The organism is Bacillus rhizoplanae, assembly GCF_917563915.1.
Taxonomy (GTDB): Bacteria; Bacillota; Bacilli; order Bacillales; family Bacillaceae_G; genus Bacillus_A; species Bacillus_A rhizoplanae.
This window is the reverse complement of sequence record NZ_CAKJTI010000006.1, coordinates 138485-154648: the sequence shown is the minus strand read 5'-3', so window position 1 is coordinate 154648 and position 16164 is coordinate 138485. Positions and strand designations below refer to the sequence as shown.

Here is a 16164-nt window from a genome sequence, read left to right as displayed (position 1 = left end):
GTATACACAATTCAGTCGTTTTCTAACGCTTTTTTTTATAAAATATGATATCATTTGTCTTGAGTGCGCTTGCACTCCGTTCACGGAAGTTCCGTATAACATACATACGAGTGTATATAGGAGAATCACGAAAGATTTCCTAATTATAGGGGGAGTAAACAGTGACAGAAAATCAAAAAGTATATGACATCACTATTATTGGTGGAGGCCCAACTGGACTATTCACAGCTTTTTACGGCGGTATGAGACAAGCAAGCGTAAAAATTATCGAAAGCTTGCCACAACTCGGTGGTCAATTATCTGCATTATATCCTGAAAAATACATATATGATATCGCAGGTTTTCCTAAAATTCGTGCACAAGAACTCATTAACAACTTAAAAGAACAAATGAGCAAGTTCGAACCAACTGTTTGCTTAGAAGAAGCTGTTCAAACGTTAGAAAAACAAGATGATGGCGTGTTCAAGCTTGTAACAAATAAAGAAACACACTACTCTAAATCAGTTATCATTACAGCTGGAAACGGTGCGTTCCAACCACGCCGTTTAGAATTAGAAGGTACAGAGAAATTCGAAAAAGCAAACTTACACTATTTCGTTGAGGATATGAATAAATTTGCTGGCAAACGCGTTGTCGTGTTTGGCGGCGGAGACTCTGCGGTAGACTGGACAATGATGTTAGAGCCAATCGCAGAAGAAGTAACAATCGTTCATCGTCGTGATAAATTCCGCGCACATGAGCATAGCGTTGAAACGTTAATGAACTCGCGTGCACAAGTCAAAACACCACACGTTCCTGTTGAACTGATTGGTGAAGAGAAAATTGAACAAGTTGTACTTCAACATGTGAAAACGGAAGAAAAAGTTGTCATTGATGTTGATGATGTCATCGTAAACTACGGCTTCGTATCTTCTCTTGGTCCAATTAAAGACTGGGGCTTAGATATCCAAAAAAACAGCATCGTTGTGAACTCTAAAATGGAAACAAACATCCCTGGCATTTACGCAGCTGGTGATATTTGTACATATGAAGGAAAAGTAAAACTAATTGCATGCGGATTTGGCGAAGCGCCAACAGCGGTAAACAATGCAAAAGCGTACTTCGATCCAAATGCGAAGCTGCAACCAATGCATAGTTCTAGCATGTTTTAATATAGGGCTGATCCAAAAGGCACATAGGTGCCTTTTGAGATCAGTCCCTTTTTTACGTGTCCGCCGATATACCGGCGTTATTTGTGATATATCGGCGGAAATGGTGCATTTATCGGCGCTATTTGTAAGATATCGGCGGAAATGGTGCATTTATCGGCGTTATTTGTGATATATCGGCGCTTCGACATAATATAAAGACCCTTCGACGATGTTCGACATGCGAGTGGCCGAGCCGCTGGAACTGGATAATATCGAAAAGTAGAAGGAAATATTCATTAAAAATAGATTGATATAGGATACCAACTTAGTTTTACTGAAACCAAAAGGAGCTAATTTAAAAGCCCGCATTTAGCGGACTTTTAAATCAGCTCCTGAAAACATTTCAAATTGTTCTATTTCTTCAACTTCAGAAGTAATTTTATCTTCTCTAACTACGTGGTCTTTTTTAGATTTATTGGTTGTTTTTCGACTCTTATCTTTTTCTAATTTAATTCCGTCATATCTTTCTGTTATTCTCGTTCTTCTCAAACCGATTAAATAGAAGTCTTTATTGAACTCAAACCCCAATGCTTTTCTGCCATTCTTAACAGCAACCGCAGAAGTAGTAAACGAACCAGAAAATGGATCTAAAACAATATCACCCGGATTAGAAGAAGCTTTTATAATTCTTTCCAAAAGAGCTTCTGGTTTCTGAGTCGGATGATTTTCGTATTCTTCCATCTTAAATCGAACACGCGGAAATTCCCACACATTCCCAGGAACTTTTTCAGTACTGTAAGGTTGTGGTGGATTCTTACGATAATCAATTAGTTTTCTTTTTGCACCCGTTTTTGCTTCAACTAAAATATCTTGAGCATTAAAAGTATAAGCTGCTTTAGAGTCCTTATTTATCATAAGAATGGGTTCATAAAGTGAACCGAACATTTTTTTAGACTGAACACCTGAGCTATCGTATGTCCAAATAATTCTAGATAGTACATTGTAGTTTTCACTAATATAAACATCTAAGTAAGGCATATATTGTGTTGCTGTCATAAAATAAAATGTTCCATTATCCTTTAATACACGGAAACATTCGTCAATCCATTGCTTGCACCAATTAATGTATTCATGAGTACTATCCCACTTGTCCTTATTATTACCAAAATCTTTCCCGATGTTGTAAGGAGGATCTGCAAATATTAAATCAATCGTTTTATCATTAACTTTCTTAAGTAGATCTACACTATCTCCCAATCCTACAAAGCTATCATTATTGTGAAGGTTTTCGAATTCCATATTTTTGAAAACTTTGTTCCACATTTATAATCACCTCATAATTTGTCAAACGGATAATTCATGGGCTAGGCTACTTTAACATACAATAACAGTACGACAAATAACAATACAATACTGAATCCCACATATTAGATATATTCTTATATGTGGGATTCAGTATTGTATGTTTTAGGCGATATGCTATATTTGTGGTGACCTCTAAACAACTTATGCAAATCAAGCTGTTATTATAAAAAAAACAATCATAAAAGATATAAATTCCCAAATACGGTCAATACCTATATGAAATTTGAACAAATATCAAAATGATTAGGTACTTAATCAATCAAAAGAATCCTTCGAAAAATTAATCAACTTTTTTCGAAGTGTCTATTAATGGAACAGTTTAATATCAACCTACATTATCTTTTATTTCTAATAAATCATTTAATAAACTATTTATATTATTGTTGTGAAGTTGTAAAAGTTCATTTTGCACTTTTACATTTGGGATCATCATACCTTGAATACGAGCTATTTCAGAATACTTAAATGTATTCCAAAGCTTATCTCTTTTTTGATCTATAGCTTTATTTTTTTCCATTATGATAAGTAACTTGTAAATGGTATCACCAAAAATATTTTTTGCTGCCTGTTCACACATTAACGTTTTAATAATTTTACCGTACGAAATAAATTTCCTGCTTCCATAAAAAAGGGCAATATCGCCTTCATCAATTTTCTCCCAAAGCTTTTGATTTTTAGGGCTGTAACGCATAGCCCATATCGATACAGAATCTAAAGAACTATCAACTTGTTGAATAGCTACTTTAATATTTTTGCCCAATTGATTAACTGATACTGGTTGCTCAACAGATTCTTGAAAATTTTTATAAGCTTCTGAACTACAAGCACTAAAACATATTATTTTTTGTTCCATACATTAATCACCTCTTACAAATAATTATGGTCAATTACTACAAAATATACACACTTGTACTATTACTGTATTGACTTAACAACTTTAACACCTAAACAAGCACTTGAAAGAATTACTAAAGATGCTTCAGCTCTGTATGAATTGTATTCTGAAACATATCAAAAATACATCGATTGTTTTGAAGAATTAATTACAATCCCCACTCTTTTAGAATACTTAAACGTTATAACCAAAAATAATGATATTACAGGGTTTTTCGAGGAACTTGTAATACAGTGTAAAGTAGAATACAACATAACGGGATAAACGAACTTTCGATCCAAATCATGCACAAGTTGATATTTATATTGCGTTAGTTTAAAGTGTAAAATAAGAAGGTGCCTCGGCACCTTCTTATTTTTATGCTTCAAAAATCCGCTGGGCAAATTCTGCTTTTTTGAATACAATGGAAAGTATCTGTATAGAAAGATTAGAAACTGTTAACAAAGATAAAAAGACATATGACAGAAAGGGATTCATATGGAGGAATTACATAAAAGTAAACTTGCTTTAAAAGAAATGGGGACACCTTTATTAAAAAATACAAACTTCCTGTTTCTTTGGGCCGCTACCCTATTTTCAAGCTTTGCCTTAGCATTTTTTACGTTTTCGCAAACGTGGTACATAGCAAAAACATTAAACTTAGAAGCATCACTTGGAATTGTATTTGTTGCCCTTAGTGTTCCGCGCCTAATCTTTATGATTATCGGCGGAGCCTTTGCAGACAAATTCCAGAAAAAAAACATCATGTTTTATTCTAATATTGTGCGCGCGCTTCTTGTAACGATTATTCTCATTTGGTTCATCATTGGTCACGTCACATTATACACATTTGCTTTCTTTGCGCTCTTCTTCGGTTTAGCCGATGCCTTTTTCTGGTCAGCTGATGGCTCTATCTTACCGGAGCTCGTAGAGAAGCATCGCCTTACACAAGCAAATTCACTCACGCAAATGACAAACCAAGCATCTGTTATTCTTGGTCCTGTCATTGGCGGGATACTGATTGAATTCAGTAATTATGAAACGATCTTTACGATAACGATTTTATTATTACTTACTTCTGCCATACTCGTCCAAAAAATTCACACAAGTATAGGGCAAGAAGAACGAAAACCAAACAAAGGCATGTTCACTTCTATTAAAGAAGGCATCCTTTATGTGAAAGAATCATCGTTTTTATCAACGTTTCTTATTTGCAGCGCCTTTTTGAATTTATTTTTAATTGGACCGATGCAAGTCGGTTTTCCGCTGTTTGTTAAAAATGTACTGCACGGCGACTCGCTCCACTTTAGTTACTTAGAAGCTGCTGTTGGCGGAGGAATGGCCATTGGTGCAGTTATCGTCGGGCTGCGAAATATTACTCGGCGCCGCGGTTTATTTTGCATTATTATGATGCTGTTATCCGGTGTTTTCTTCTTATCTATTAACTTTAGTACAACACTTTGGCAAGCAGTTCTAGCAGGCTGCTTTTACGGCATTACAATCGCCATGGCAATCGTACCGTTAATGGCCATGATTCAATCGACTGTGCAGGAAGAAATGATGGGACGAGTCATGAGCTTACTCATGTTATCATCGATGGGCTTTATCCCTATTTCTTATGCCATTACCTCACTTGCATTAGCTGCCGGGATACCAATTGTGACGATTATGAAAAGCGGTGCAATTGCTGTCATTCTGTTTGTATTATTTATCGCCATTCGTGTTCCAACTGTGCGAAAGTTTGATTAAAACTAGAGAGTCATGCCTGACACGCATGACTCTTTTCTTTGTTTACTTTCAAATGGATCATATAGCGAAGCCCTACTGCGCCTTCTCACTGCCGCTCCCCATTCTAATGCAATATCTAAAAATAACGCCTGCATCGTACTATATAAGAGCGCACCGAAATCTTTGCGAATCTCACCGTACTTATACGCCCTTACAACACTTTTTGTCCGCCGAATGATTTGCATTTGTATATCATCATGCGTCATAAGCTGCTCCCACAACAACCCTCCCTCAAGCAAACCACTCTTTTTGTAAGCAAGTTCCACTTTGCTCCAAGCAAAATTAATCGTTTGTGGATGACGAGACATTGGTGAAATCGCATCTACAAATCGCACTGGAATATCATGACGGCAATACGTTTCGTCCATATCATACGTATTTATTTTCTGTTGTATCTTTAAATTGTTTTCATAAACACTAATTTCCGTTTCCTCATTCAACTGCTCCTTCTTACACTCTCCTGCATTCTCGCTATTTTCACATGCGGTCATTTGCATACGGTCACTCATGCGGTCAACTGCCCGCTTACGAAACACATACAAACTCGCACTATATCCCCCTCGCTTATATCTTTCCTTCGTGAACACACGCTTAATAATACTAAGCTGCTCAAGCTTTGCGACAGAACGGCGTACAGTCCGTACACTCTTCCCTATTTTCACTGCAATTGTTTCCATTAAAGGACATGCGACACCAACCGTTTTTTGCTTTTCGTTTATTGCATACCTTCCTAACAAACGAATCACGAGAAAATCTGTTTTATTCATATGAGCTTGATACCGCGTCAAAATTTGCTTTTGATATGTATTAAACTCTTCTTTACTTTGAAACTCACTATATTCTTTCATTAACTCATACAGTTTACTCATATTTATCACCCCTGTTTATCCCGCTATTCGCAGGCAATCCCCCCCCACTGATGGAAGTTTCACTTTATAAATAAGAAGAAAAGCATAAAAGTGGCGAAAGATTTTGTTGTATGATGAAAGTAAATTCATCAAACTGAGGTGAAAAAATGATTGTAATTAGTGCATGTTTAGCTGGAATTGCTTGTCGTTATGACGGAAATGATAATCTCGTTGCAAAGATTCAAGAACTACTAGAAAAAGAAGAAGCAATTCTTATTTGCCCGGAAGTATTAGGCGGATTACCAACGCCTCGTACACCTGCCGAAATTATCGGAGGAAACGGTGACGATGTATTGAACGGAACTGCAAAAGTAATAGACCAAAAGGGAAATGACGTGACAGAAATCTTTATTGCGGGAGCCTACAAAGCATTACATCAAATAAAAGATTTAAATCCTGAGTATATTATTCTGAAAGAACGCAGTCCATCTTGCGGAAGTTCCGTCATTTACACAGGTGAATTTAATGGTCAAAAACAAGACGGTTACGGCGTTACAACTGCATTATTCAGACGACACGGTTTTACGGTTATTTCGGAAGATGATTTTATCCCGCACTAACAGGCAGTAAAACTCTCACCTCAAGGTTCTGAGAAAACATAGAAGATAGGTGGGAGATAACTACCCGTAAGAACACGATTGGTTCAACTAACCATCAGTGGGGGGATAAAGAAAAACCCCCACTGATGGAAGTTTCACTTTATACGAACGTAATGAGATTGAAGAAATCAAACGATATGAACAAAAAAACGGAGAAATCGTTATAGAAGATGAAGAGGACGCCAACTAATGAGCATTCTTTTTTATCCCACTATTCGCGAGCAGTAAGGCCCCAACCTTAAGATTCCATTTGAAGGTTATTATAACGTTAGTGCCACGTATCACCGACTGAGTGTTATTATAGATACATTTCTGGAACATCCTAGATTTCCTAACTGTATAAAAGCATTTGGACACGGAACTTAAGAATGAAGTTTATCATATCGTGAGGTATATATGTTCAAAGGAGTGTAATCATTATGTACCCTTATTGGCAATCCAATTATTTCACATATGATATACCTTATGTAAATTGGGATCCGCAATCTGCGTTTCCAATGGCACGAAATTACCGTATCAGTAAAAATGAAGTTGATTTGAAAAGTTATATGCGCTCACTATAGGAACAGCATGTCGCTTGGACAAGACTGGCTATCATTAGCATTATTTTTAATTTACCAGATGTTAACGTTACTATTACGCGACTCCTTAAAAACGCTCCAGATATGGGTAATTCACTCAAACCTTTCTACGGTCAAAATGCAGCGACAAAATATAGTAATTTGATAAAAGACCACTTAGTAATCGCCGCAGACCTTGTCAAGGCAGCAAAGGCTGGCGATCAACACGCTGCATCAATCGCAGAGAAAAAATGGTACGCCAATGGAGACGAAATTGTTGAATTCTTAAGCAGTATCAATCCTTATATACCTAAAGAAAAATTTAGAAAAATGTTTTATGAGCATCTAGCATTGACGAAAGCTGAGGCAGTATCCATGCTAAAGAAAGATTATCAATCAGGTGTGCAATTGTATGACAAAATTGAGAAGGAAGCCTTAGAAATGGCGGATGCGCTTACTGAAGGAATAGTAAAGCAGTTCCCTCAAGTATTTCAGTGAAAGAAAAAACCAGCCATTATGAGGCTGGTTTTGTAATTATATAACGTTGTTCAATTCGTTGTTCAATTCGTTCCAATTCTTGTTTATCATTAAGTATCTGTTGTTTATTTTCTTGTACTAATTCTTTAAATGATTTATTGAGTAATTTACGGGGCTTTTTTGTCATAATCATTCCTCCTTATTTCCTTTGGTATCAAAGATGTAGAATGAAAAATACAACCATAAAACTTCTCGATCTTTATAAAAAATTTGTCTTTATTTGTCGAAAAATTCGACTTACCTAAATAATACTATAACTTTTGATTTTTCAAACATTATTTATTTGAACGTTATGTGAAAAATTATTTTTCCCAAGTTACCATTAATTATCTGGGAATTTTTTTCGAAAATTTTATGTTAACTAATCATGTATGGGATATGCATTCTGTTAAAGTCTTGCAGAAGCTTTTTTTAATAAAGTGAAGCTTCCATCAGTGGGAGGTTCTTCATCCCCCACTGACGGTTAGTTGAACCAATCGGGCTTTTACGGGCAGTTATCCCCCCTACCTTCTTCGCTTTCTCATAATCTTGAGGTGGGGGTCTTACTGCCCGCGAATAGCGGGATAAATTAAAACACCAGCCATTATGAGGCTGGTGTTTTAATTATATGACGTTGTTCAATTCGTTGTTCAATTCTTTCCAATTCTTGTTTATCATTAAGTATCTGTTGTTTATTCTCTTGCACTAATTCTTTAAATGATTTACTGAGTAATTTACGGCGCTTTTTTGTCATAATCATTCCTCCTTATTTTCTTTGGAATCAAAGATGCAGAATGAAAAATACAACCATAAAACCTCTCACCATTTGTAAATATTTGTCTTTATTTGTCGAAAACTTCTACTTACCTAAATAATACTATATTTTTTTGATTTTTCAAACATTTTATTCGAACGCTATGTGAAGAATTATTTTTCCATAGTTACTATTAAACATCTGGATTTTTTTGTAAAAACGTCATCTTAGCTAATCATGTATGGAATATACATTCTGTTAAAGTCTTGCAGAAGCTTTTTTTTATAAAATGGAAATGCTAAGACAAAAAAAAGCCGCTTTACACGGCCTTTTTTCTCTTATAAAGTTAATGCTCCTTTTAAGTTGAAAATCTTTATTTCGATTCCTTCCTACCAACCAAAATGGATAGAACGGATAAAATGATGAGAATACTTACGCATACAATAGAATTAATTATATTGCCTGAATTGAACAAGAAGAAGATAAAAATAATTGACAAGGCAGCTGCTGCAAACAAAGTGCTGTACGGGAACAACCACACGCGAAAATACGGCATTTTAGAATACTGTTTACGCAACTTGAATTGCGCAAGGCAAATGCTAGTCCAAATGAGCAAAACAGTAAAGCCCGGGATAGACATCAAATAGCCAAAAACATGCTCTGGCGTAAGGAACGCGATAAAAGATCCAATTAATAAACCAATGCAACTGACAAGAACTCCCCAGACAGGAACACCACGCTTAGTAAGACGCGAGAATAAAGCAGGAGCTTCTTTATTTTGCGCCAGAGAGTACAAAATTCGAGAAGTAGCATACATTCCTGAATTGGCAGCCGACAACACAGCGGTCAATAAAATGAAGTTCATAATATGTGCTACACCTTGTAATCCAGTTGCAGAGAAAACCTGTACGAAAGGACTGCCTTGCTTTCCTACTTCGTCCCAAGGGATAAGTCCAGTGATGATGAGAATAGGTAGTGTGTAAAATAAAACCACTCGGAACATAACCCCTTTTATTACTTTAGGAAGCGTCTGTTCCACGTTTTTCGTTTCTGTTACAGTTAATCCGATTAATTCTGAACCTCCGAAAGAAAAAACAACTATTAAGAGTGCTGTGAAAATACTTCCCAATCCTTTTGGAAAGAATCCGCCGTGACTTGTATAGTTTGTAAAATATGCTGCTTCATGATTTGGAATGAAGCCAAATAATAAGGCAAAACCAAGCAAAATAAATAAAACAAGAGTAATAATTTTGAAACTCGCAAGCCAAAACTCTATTTCACCGTAAAGTTTGACGCTAAACAAATTGATAAGAAGAAGAAGCGCAGTACATGCTAGACTAAGCAGCCATAAAGGAGCGGATGGAATCCAGTATTGTAAAAAGCTCCCCCCTGCCAAAACCTCAACAATAATAACTAAAATCCAGTCGACCCAGTAGAGCCAACCAATGACAAAGGCGAAACGAGAACCGAAAGCTTTTTGAATCATCCCTTGAATGTTTAAACCAGGATAAGCAATAGCCATTTCCGCTATTGCACTCATAACAATGAGAAGAAGAAATCCTGCAAATAAATAAGAAAAAACGATGCCGGGTCCTGCAGCTGAAATTGTATCTGCACTTCCTTTGAAAATTCCTGTCCCAATCATCCCACCTATTGCCATAAGCCTGATGTGACGCGGTTGCAGTTCGCGTTTCAATTGTTGTTGTGCCATGTCTAATCCCCCTTTAGTAATAAAATAGAAACAAAGTTAGTATCTTTTTCTCGAAAGTGATTATGTAACATCACTAACTGCTGTATAGTTCTTCTAGGCGATTTAATATTTAAACTATACAATAATCTTTTTGATTTTGGCATATTTTTTTGAAGCATATGTTGAGAGAATATGGGGGACAAAGTAAAAAAATAGTGACGATTTTTTCATCGTCACCGCTGCATCAGTTTTTTCTATTTAGAACTGTTTTTGAGTATCTGAATGTTTTTATCTCTTTCTCCGCCATCGGAAAGCTCCTCTGAAAATTCATGGTCCGCTTTCTTCCCTAACAGGAGTTCAGATGAACGAATTGTGCTAGCTGGCAAATTATTATTCGGTGCCGCCTGTTCATTCCATTTTCCCATCAAAATCACCTCTTTTTTATTAGTATTGAATTTTTGTCATGATTTTATTAGAAATCAACAATAAAAAAACGCTTGAACGAATCCAAGCGTTTTTCATTTATAACGAATTAGATACCTACTTGATTAAACCCTTAATAAGGCTTCTTTAGCAGCATCTCATATTCCATTAAATACTCAATACTCGTTGCATTAGCACTCTTCAGGCTTACCAGCATTCGTTGCTGTACGGAAAGATGATCCGCATCCGCACGATGCGATTGCGTTCGGATTATCGATTGTGAATCCGCCGCCAAGCATTGATTGCTTATAATCGATTTTTACTCCTTTTACAACCGGAGCACTTTCTTTATCAATAACAAATTCAACACCGAAAAATTCAAGAACTGTGTCGTCTTCATTTGGTTCTCTTTCAAATCCTAAGCCGTAAGAAAGACCGCTGCATCCACCGCCGTGCACTGCAAGACGAACGTATTTCTCTCCATCTTCGGCATCTTTTAACATATCTTTAATTTGATATGCCGCTTGTTCTGTTACATTAATCATAGAACCCACCTTCCTTTCTTCTCTCACTTTATTATACATCTTTACTCTTCAATCTTATAATAATATACACCGCTGCAAGTGACTTCTGCAGGACCATTCATTAAAACTGTTCCTTCTTCTGTCCACGTAATCATTAAATCTCCGCCTGCTAAATGAACAGTGATTTCTTGTCCGCGCTTCATCTTTCCATTCAAGATTGCAGCTACAACTGCGGCACACGCTCCTGTTCCACACGCTTGTGTAATACCAGAACCGCGTTCCCATACACGGAAATGCATTTCATGGTGATTCAGGACTTCAATAAATTCCACATTCACGCTTTCTGGAAACATCTCGTGTGTTTCTAACACAGGGCCTAATGTTGTAAGCGGTGCTTCCCCAATATCATCTACAAAAATAACAGCATGCGGATTTCCCATTGAGACAGCTGTAAAGGCATAGCGGTGATTGCTGTAAAGGAAATCTTCACGAATAAATGGTGTTTCTCCTTCACCTAACATCGGTAAATCCGTGCGTTTTAATCGCGGCGCACCCATATCAATTGTAGCGGAAGTTACAATTCCACCTTCAACTGTTACTTCTGCTGTAACAATTCCTGCTAACGTTTCGATTGTAAAAACAGTCTCTTCTACTAATTTATGCTCATATGCGTACTTTGCAACGCAGCGCAGTCCATTTCCGCAGCTCTTTCCTTCTGAACCGTCTTTATTAAAAATACGCATCTTCACAGGAGCAACGTCAGATGGACAAATTAGGATCATTCCGTCAGAACCGATTCCCGTATTCACATTTGACACTTTTTCAGCAACTTTCGCTAGATGCTCTTCTGCAATTTGCTCTTCAAACATATTCACATAAATATAATTATTTCCAAGACCATGCATTTTCGTGAAAGAAAGTTGTCCCATATTGTTTCACTCCAAAATTTTTTATTGTTATAAGTATAAAATGAGCGCTTTTGGAAAACAATAAGAATGTCCCCCGTTTCTCATATTCAACGACAATTTTGGCGTAACAAAGTCGTGCTTACACGTATCGTGTAAGAAAAAAGCCCTTCAACAAAGGGCTTTCTTTTTTTATATGTGCATATCAGTAATTGCTGCACTTGTTAGCCTGTTCCTTCGAAATGATTTTATACGTTTATCCTTCATCAAATAAAAAAGACGCTGCTTCGTTGCAACGCCTTAGAACATCGGATTTTCATCTAAATAATCATATATGTTTTTCACAAGGTCCTCCGGTGTTTCGCCTTTTACAACTTCACCATTCACAAGTGCATACAGCCCTTCAAAACAAACGCCGCAATAGCCAAGACAACCATACTCAATCACATCTAAATTCGGATCTTTCTCCAGTTGTTCCCGTGCCTTTTGCGCACCACTTGCAAGGTTGCCAACACAAAATTCAATTAACGGTTTAATCACCCTTATTCCCCCCCTACATCTATATATTAACCCTTGTTTTATAACAGTAAAACTAAGATGTTGTATAAATCGAGCTGAAACGACTAAAATTTTCAATCGTTTTATGCGTTAATCCTTAATAAAAGGCACTTTTCGGTCGAAAACTGCAACATTCTACAATTTTTTCACAAATCGCCCCACTTTTCTTCTTATTGTACAACAGATTATTCATTCATACATTGTTATTTGCTTCTAAATTCGATATAATTTGAGTGGGTAAAGTCAAAATATTTTTGTAATATAAAAACTTTTTATGATTAGGGGATATTTCAACAGAAAAGGGGTAATCCATCATGAAGCACCTCGTAATACTTGGTGGGGGCTACGGTGGAATGAGAGTTTTACAGCGTCTTCTTCCGAGCAACCAACTTCCGGATGATGTTCAAGTGACATTAATCGACAAGGTACCGTATCACTGTTTTAAAACAGAATACTACGCATTAGTAGCAGGAACGATTTCTGAAACGCATATTCGCATTCCATTTCCAGAACATCCACGACTTAATATTCAATACGGGACGATAACTAATGTTGATTTAGAAAACAAAGCCGTTCATCTTGATGACGGTGAAATTGTGAATTATGATGACTTAATTATTGGGCTTGGTTGTGAAGACAACTATCACAACGTTCCAGGAGCGCAAGAACATACGTATAGCCTTCAATCCATTGAACAAGTTCGTCAAACATATCAACAACTAAATGGTTTAGAGCCACACGCAACAGTTGCTGTTGTAGGGGCTGGACTAAGCGGTGTTGAAGTAGCAAGTGAACTTCGTGAAAGCCGTCCAGACTTAAACATTTATTTATTTGACCGAAAAGATCGCATTCTTTTCCCATTCCCAGAAAAATTAAGTAGATACGTAGAAGAGTGGTTTTTGAAACATAATGTTACAATCATTCGCAACTCGAACATTACAAAAGTGGAGCCAAATATTGTGTATAACCACGATGAACCACTTGAATGCGACGCAATCGTATGGACAGCTGGCATTCAAGCAAATGAGGTTGTTCGTAATCTACCTGTCGAGCACGATAATAGCGGTCGGGTTGTATTAACAAAACATCATAATATTCCGGACTATGAGAACGTGTATGTGTTAGGTGACTGTGCAGCGTTACCGCATGCACCATCTGCTCAGCTTGCAGAAGGACAAGGCGAGCAAATTGTCCAAATATTGTTAAAACGTTGGAATAATGAAGCATTACCAGAAGAGCTACCTGTTATTAAATTAAAAGGTGTTCTTGGTTCTCTTGGTAAAAAACACGGCTTCGGTTTACTCGCAAATCAGCCGTTAATGGGCCGTGTACCTCGCCTTTTAAAATCAGGTATTCTTTGGATGTATAAACATCATAATGGTTAAACAAAAAAACAAGAGCCCAAGTGTAGCTCTTGTTTTTTTGTTTAACCATACTATAATAATTAAGATTATATATATTAGAGGTAATTTCAATGAAAACACATAAAAACTGCCAAAGCTGTGGTATGCCCTTTTCAAAAGACGAAAAAGGCGGCGGCACAGAAAAAGATGGCCAAAAAAGCAAACTATATTGTAGCCATTGCTATGAATACGGAGAATTCACTCTACCTAATATCACAATAGACGAAATGAAACGACTCGTTGAAGATAAAATTGTTTCATTCGGCTTCCCACGATTTCTATCTAAGTTCTTCACAAGAAATATCCACAAACTAGAAAGATGGAAAAATGCTTAATACATGATGAAAAGATAAAAGAAGTTTACAAAAAATGTGAACTTCTTTTATCCCGCTATTCGTGGGCAGTAATATTCCCACCTCAAAATTCAAAAAGAAACGAGGAAGATAGGTGAGGGATAACTGCTGGCATGCGCCCGATTGGTGAGAGCTTTCCATCAGTGGGAGATGAAAAAAACACTGATGGAAGTTTCGCTTTATCTTCCCCACTTCTTCTTACATTCCTCTATCCCAAACAATAAGTATTTCTTCGTCATCTCAGCACGTCTCCATCTCGATAAGGACGGTTTCATTCCTCCTTTGTGACGAATTCGATATACGTCTTGCAGCAGTGGTTCCCATTGATTACAAGATTGCATCGCGTATTGCAGCCCTTCATCTTTAGAAACAATCCGTTCCGTCTCTAACGTGTATATGATACGTCCCATTGTCACAACTGCAAACTCCACCCATTCTGTAGATAAAAATAAATACGGACGCTTTACTTTCTCACTCCAATATTGTTCCACATTGTATTTCATTGTGTTCACAACATCATTCCACGTTATTGCATACGGAAGTTCGTTTGCTTGTTTACCCCAAACAGTAATACCTTGATTTTTTAATGTCCACCACGTCACAGAATTAATATCCCAATGCCCTTCATTCATTTTTCCATCCGAACAATATAAATACGGAGACATCTCATGATTTTGCTTTCCTACATCTACAAGCGGAATATACATACCGTCCATTCGTTTTCCAAGATCATGTTTATACAACTTCTTATGTAGTTCACGTATTTTCACTTTCTCTGCTTTACTGACTTGTTCTGTCATCACCGTTACAAAGTCAATATCACTCGTTTCCGGCTGAAACGCAGCCAATGCTAATGAACCATACAAATACACACCAACTAGCTTTTCTTTAACAATGATTTCCTGAAGTCCATTCACATATTTATCTAATAAGAGTTTCACTTCTTCTGGTATAGAATGCTCCGTTACGATACCCATAAGTATACCCCTAACGCAGCTACCACATTTGGAATCGCAGCAAACGCATTCGTTTTAGCAGATTGAAAACGGGATTCTTTTCGCGTTGGCTTTGCTGAAGCAAATGTCCCCCGTGCTCCTAAAATGAATCCATCTATACAAAGAAATGCTGCACTAGCTAAGAAAAAGACGCTCAGCCAACCTGCTAACGAGTAAATTGCTGCTGCATCCCCTTTCATATAAGCAATACTGCTTATATGAAAAAGCCCAATACTTCCCATTACAAAGCCCTTCTTCATCTCTCCCACCCTTTCGAACACAGAAAAAGCCCTTGCGTTTCGTAATCTACGTTGCAAGAGCTCTGTGAGTTATAAGTTATATTATAAATATTTCTCAATTTCTTCGTATACATCCTTCAAGCGAGGATTGCCTTCTCCGACAATCTCATTATTTACGAGAACCACAGGATAAAATAAGTCCTCTTCAATCACACGCTCAGCAAAAGCTCGTTTTTCTTCCTCTTCTTGCTGCTCGTGAATGTCCACATATTCAAAATGAAATTTCTCTTCTTGTCCTTCATACTTCCGGCCAATTGCTGCTTGCAGCCATTCATACGTTTCCGTTGATGACGGCATCCCAACACAGCTAGCACACACAACCTTTGCCCCGTAAACGCTAACTTTTATCATATTCTTTCCCCCATTTGCACATACATTCTTTTCTGCATCTTATTGTCACATATAAGAAGGAAATTTCCATAAACTATTTTGACAACATAAGAAAGATATTAAAAATAGATTTTCCCCTGTATCTTGATTATAATAAAACTAATGAAAGGAGTCGATAAAAATGGAAAAC

Annotated in this window: 20 protein-coding genes; 7 read left to right on the top strand and 13 right to left on the bottom strand. The window is 36.9% G+C overall.

The annotated features are described in order from the left end of the window. Positions 1 to 161 precede the first annotated feature (161 nt). On the top strand, positions 162 to 1151 hold the full coding sequence (locus tag LRP84_RS08760) for an NAD(P)/FAD-dependent oxidoreductase (protein ID WP_230574730.1): 990 nt from the start codon (positions 162 to 164) through the stop codon (positions 1149 to 1151). Between the two features lie 348 nt (positions 1152 to 1499). Here the strand turns inward: LRP84_RS08760 and yhdJ are convergent, their stop codons facing one another. Beyond that, a complete protein-coding gene (yhdJ, locus tag LRP84_RS08755; protein ID WP_230574729.1) occupies positions 1500 to 2453 on the bottom strand; it encodes an adenine-specific DNA-methyltransferase in 954 nt (317 codons plus the stop codon). 367 nt (positions 2454 to 2820) lie between these two features. Beyond that, positions 2821 to 3348, bottom strand: coding sequence for a hypothetical protein (locus LRP84_RS08750; RefSeq protein WP_230574728.1), 528 nt, complete (start codon positions 3346 to 3348; stop codon positions 2821 to 2823). 519 nt (positions 3349 to 3867) lie between these two features. Between LRP84_RS08750 and LRP84_RS08745 the strand changes: the two genes are divergently transcribed. Then, a complete protein-coding gene (locus tag LRP84_RS08745) occupies positions 3868 to 5118 on the top strand; it encodes an MFS transporter (RefSeq protein ID WP_230574727.1) in 1251 nt (416 codons plus the stop codon). A 2-nt stretch (positions 5119 to 5120) separates the two neighbouring features. Here LRP84_RS08745 and LRP84_RS08740 read toward each other — a convergent pair whose 3' ends face one another. After that, the gene (locus tag LRP84_RS08740) at positions 5121 to 6026 is read right to left on the bottom strand and encodes a helix-turn-helix domain-containing protein (RefSeq protein WP_230574726.1); all 906 of its coding nucleotides are present in this window, start codon (positions 6024 to 6026) and stop codon (positions 5121 to 5123) included. A gap of 146 nt (positions 6027 to 6172) precedes the next feature. Between LRP84_RS08740 and LRP84_RS08735 the strand changes: the two genes are divergently transcribed. The 3 genes from LRP84_RS08735 (at position 6173) to LRP84_RS08730 (ending at position 7722) form a co-directional block, all read left to right on the top strand. After that, on the top strand, positions 6173 to 6625 hold the full coding sequence (locus LRP84_RS08735) for a 2-thiouracil desulfurase family protein (RefSeq protein WP_230574725.1): 453 nt from the start codon (positions 6173 to 6175) through the stop codon (positions 6623 to 6625). 458 nt (positions 6626 to 7083) lie between these two features. Then, positions 7084 to 7227, top strand: coding sequence for a hypothetical protein (locus LRP84_RS22660; RefSeq protein ID WP_437438769.1), 144 nt, complete (start codon positions 7084 to 7086; stop codon positions 7225 to 7227). Positions 7228 to 7251: 24 nt separating this feature from the next. Continuing rightward, a complete protein-coding gene (locus LRP84_RS08730) occupies positions 7252 to 7722 on the top strand; it encodes an acetylglutamate kinase (protein WP_437438772.1) in 471 nt (156 codons plus the stop codon). A 16-nt stretch (positions 7723 to 7738) separates the two neighbouring features. Here the strand turns inward: LRP84_RS08730 and LRP84_RS08725 are convergent, their stop codons facing one another. From LRP84_RS08725 to LRP84_RS08695, 7 genes are all read right to left on the bottom strand, one after another. After that, positions 7739 to 7888 (bottom strand): FbpB family small basic protein, encoded by a 150-nt coding sequence (locus LRP84_RS08725; protein ID WP_230574724.1) that lies wholly within the window; start codon positions 7886 to 7888, stop codon positions 7739 to 7741. 456 nt (positions 7889 to 8344) lie between these two features. Continuing rightward, on the bottom strand, positions 8345 to 8494 hold the full coding sequence (locus LRP84_RS08720) for an FbpB family small basic protein (RefSeq protein ID WP_230574723.1): 150 nt from the start codon (positions 8492 to 8494) through the stop codon (positions 8345 to 8347). 373 nt (positions 8495 to 8867) lie between these two features. Next, positions 8868 to 10205 (bottom strand): amino acid permease, encoded by a 1338-nt coding sequence (locus LRP84_RS08715; protein WP_230574722.1) that lies wholly within the window; start codon positions 10203 to 10205, stop codon positions 8868 to 8870. Positions 10206 to 10438: 233 nt separating this feature from the next. Then, positions 10439 to 10609: a hypothetical protein gene (locus tag LRP84_RS08710; RefSeq protein WP_230574721.1), complete on the bottom strand. Its 171-nt coding sequence runs from the start codon at positions 10607 to 10609 to the stop codon at positions 10439 to 10441. A 189-nt stretch (positions 10610 to 10798) separates the two neighbouring features. Continuing rightward, entirely contained in the window at positions 10799 to 11152 is a 354-nt protein-coding gene (locus tag LRP84_RS08705; RefSeq protein WP_230574720.1) for a HesB/IscA family protein, read from the bottom strand. 41 nt (positions 11153 to 11193) lie between these two features. Next, positions 11194 to 12060 (bottom strand): diaminopimelate epimerase, encoded by an 867-nt coding sequence (gene dapF, locus LRP84_RS08700; RefSeq protein ID WP_230574719.1) that lies wholly within the window; start codon positions 12058 to 12060, stop codon positions 11194 to 11196. Between the two features lie 276 nt (positions 12061 to 12336). Beyond that, a complete protein-coding gene (locus LRP84_RS08695) occupies positions 12337 to 12576 on the bottom strand; it encodes a YuzB family protein (RefSeq protein WP_230574718.1) in 240 nt (79 codons plus the stop codon). A gap of 332 nt (positions 12577 to 12908) precedes the next feature. Between LRP84_RS08695 and LRP84_RS08690 the strand changes: the two genes are divergently transcribed. Continuing rightward, positions 12909 to 13979 carry an NAD(P)/FAD-dependent oxidoreductase gene (locus LRP84_RS08690; RefSeq protein ID WP_230574717.1) on the top strand — a complete coding sequence of 357 codons (1071 nt, stop codon included), beginning with the start codon at positions 12909 to 12911 and terminating at the stop codon, positions 13977 to 13979. 89 nt (positions 13980 to 14068) lie between these two features. Then, a complete protein-coding gene (locus tag LRP84_RS08685; RefSeq protein WP_230574716.1) occupies positions 14069 to 14332 on the top strand; it encodes a zinc ribbon domain-containing protein in 264 nt (87 codons plus the stop codon). Between the two features lie 197 nt (positions 14333 to 14529). Here the strand turns inward: LRP84_RS08685 and LRP84_RS08680 are convergent, their stop codons facing one another. The 3 genes from LRP84_RS08680 to LRP84_RS08670 all read right to left on the bottom strand — a co-directional run bounded on the left by LRP84_RS08680 (position 14530) and on the right by LRP84_RS08670 (position 15995). After that, positions 14530 to 15327 (bottom strand): aminoglycoside adenylyltransferase domain-containing protein, encoded by a 798-nt coding sequence (locus LRP84_RS08680; RefSeq protein ID WP_230574715.1) that lies wholly within the window; start codon positions 15325 to 15327, stop codon positions 14530 to 14532. Continuing rightward, a complete protein-coding gene (locus LRP84_RS08675) occupies positions 15315 to 15605 on the bottom strand; it encodes a hypothetical protein (protein WP_230574714.1) in 291 nt (96 codons plus the stop codon). Before LRP84_RS08675 ends, LRP84_RS08680 begins: the two co-directional genes overlap by 13 nt. An 81-nt stretch (positions 15606 to 15686) precedes the next feature. Then, complete coding sequence (locus tag LRP84_RS08670; protein WP_230574713.1) at positions 15687 to 15995, bottom strand: YuzD family protein; 309 nt, start codon at positions 15993 to 15995, stop codon at positions 15687 to 15689. Positions 15996 to 16164: the final 169 nt, after the last annotated feature.

Bases quoted from the DNA above. Each gene is read 5' to 3' on its own strand.
- LRP84_RS08705 (WP_230574720.1), bottom strand. From the start codon at position 11,152: ATGATTAATGTAACAGAACAAGCGGCATATCAAATTAAAGATATGTTA.
- LRP84_RS08690 (WP_230574717.1), top strand. From the start codon at position 12,909: ATGAAGCACCTCGTAATACTTGGTGGGGGCTACGGTGGAATGAGAGTT.
- LRP84_RS08745 (WP_230574727.1), top strand. From the start codon at position 3,868: ATGGAGGAATTACATAAAAGTAAACTTGCTTTAAAAGAAATGGGGACA.
- LRP84_RS08750 (WP_230574728.1), bottom strand. From the start codon at position 3,348: ATGGAACAAAAAATAATATGTTTTAGTGCTTGTAGTTCAGAAGCTTAT.
- LRP84_RS22660 (WP_437438769.1), top strand. From the start codon at position 7,084: ATGTACCCTTATTGGCAATCCAATTATTTCACATATGATATACCTTAT.
- LRP84_RS08680 (WP_230574715.1), bottom strand. From the start codon at position 15,327: ATGGGTATCGTAACGGAGCATTCTATACCAGAAGAAGTGAAACTCTTA.
- dapF (WP_230574719.1), bottom strand. From the start codon at position 12,060: ATGGGACAACTTTCTTTCACGAAAATGCATGGTCTTGGAAATAATTAT.
- LRP84_RS08720 (WP_230574723.1), bottom strand. From the start codon at position 8,494: ATGACAAAAAAGCGCCGTAAATTACTCAGTAAATCATTTAAAGAATTA.
- LRP84_RS08710 (WP_230574721.1), bottom strand. From the start codon at position 10,609: ATGGGAAAATGGAATGAACAGGCGGCACCGAATAATAATTTGCCAGCT.
- LRP84_RS08675 (WP_230574714.1), bottom strand. From the start codon at position 15,605: ATGAAGAAGGGCTTTGTAATGGGAAGTATTGGGCTTTTTCATATAAGC.
- LRP84_RS08715 (WP_230574722.1), bottom strand. From the start codon at position 10,205: ATGGCACAACAACAATTGAAACGCGAACTGCAACCGCGTCACATCAGG.
- LRP84_RS08735 (WP_230574725.1), top strand. From the start codon at position 6,173: ATGATTGTAATTAGTGCATGTTTAGCTGGAATTGCTTGTCGTTATGAC.
- yhdJ (WP_230574729.1), bottom strand. From the start codon at position 2,453: ATGTGGAACAAAGTTTTCAAAAATATGGAATTCGAAAACCTTCACAAT.
- LRP84_RS08670 (WP_230574713.1), bottom strand. From the start codon at position 15,995: ATGATAAAAGTTAGCGTTTACGGGGCAAAGGTTGTGTGTGCTAGCTGT.
- LRP84_RS08685 (WP_230574716.1), top strand. From the start codon at position 14,069: ATGAAAACACATAAAAACTGCCAAAGCTGTGGTATGCCCTTTTCAAAA.
- LRP84_RS08725 (WP_230574724.1), bottom strand. From the start codon at position 7,888: ATGACAAAAAAGCCCCGTAAATTACTCAATAAATCATTTAAAGAATTA.
- LRP84_RS08740 (WP_230574726.1), bottom strand. From the start codon at position 6,026: ATGAGTAAACTGTATGAGTTAATGAAAGAATATAGTGAGTTTCAAAGT.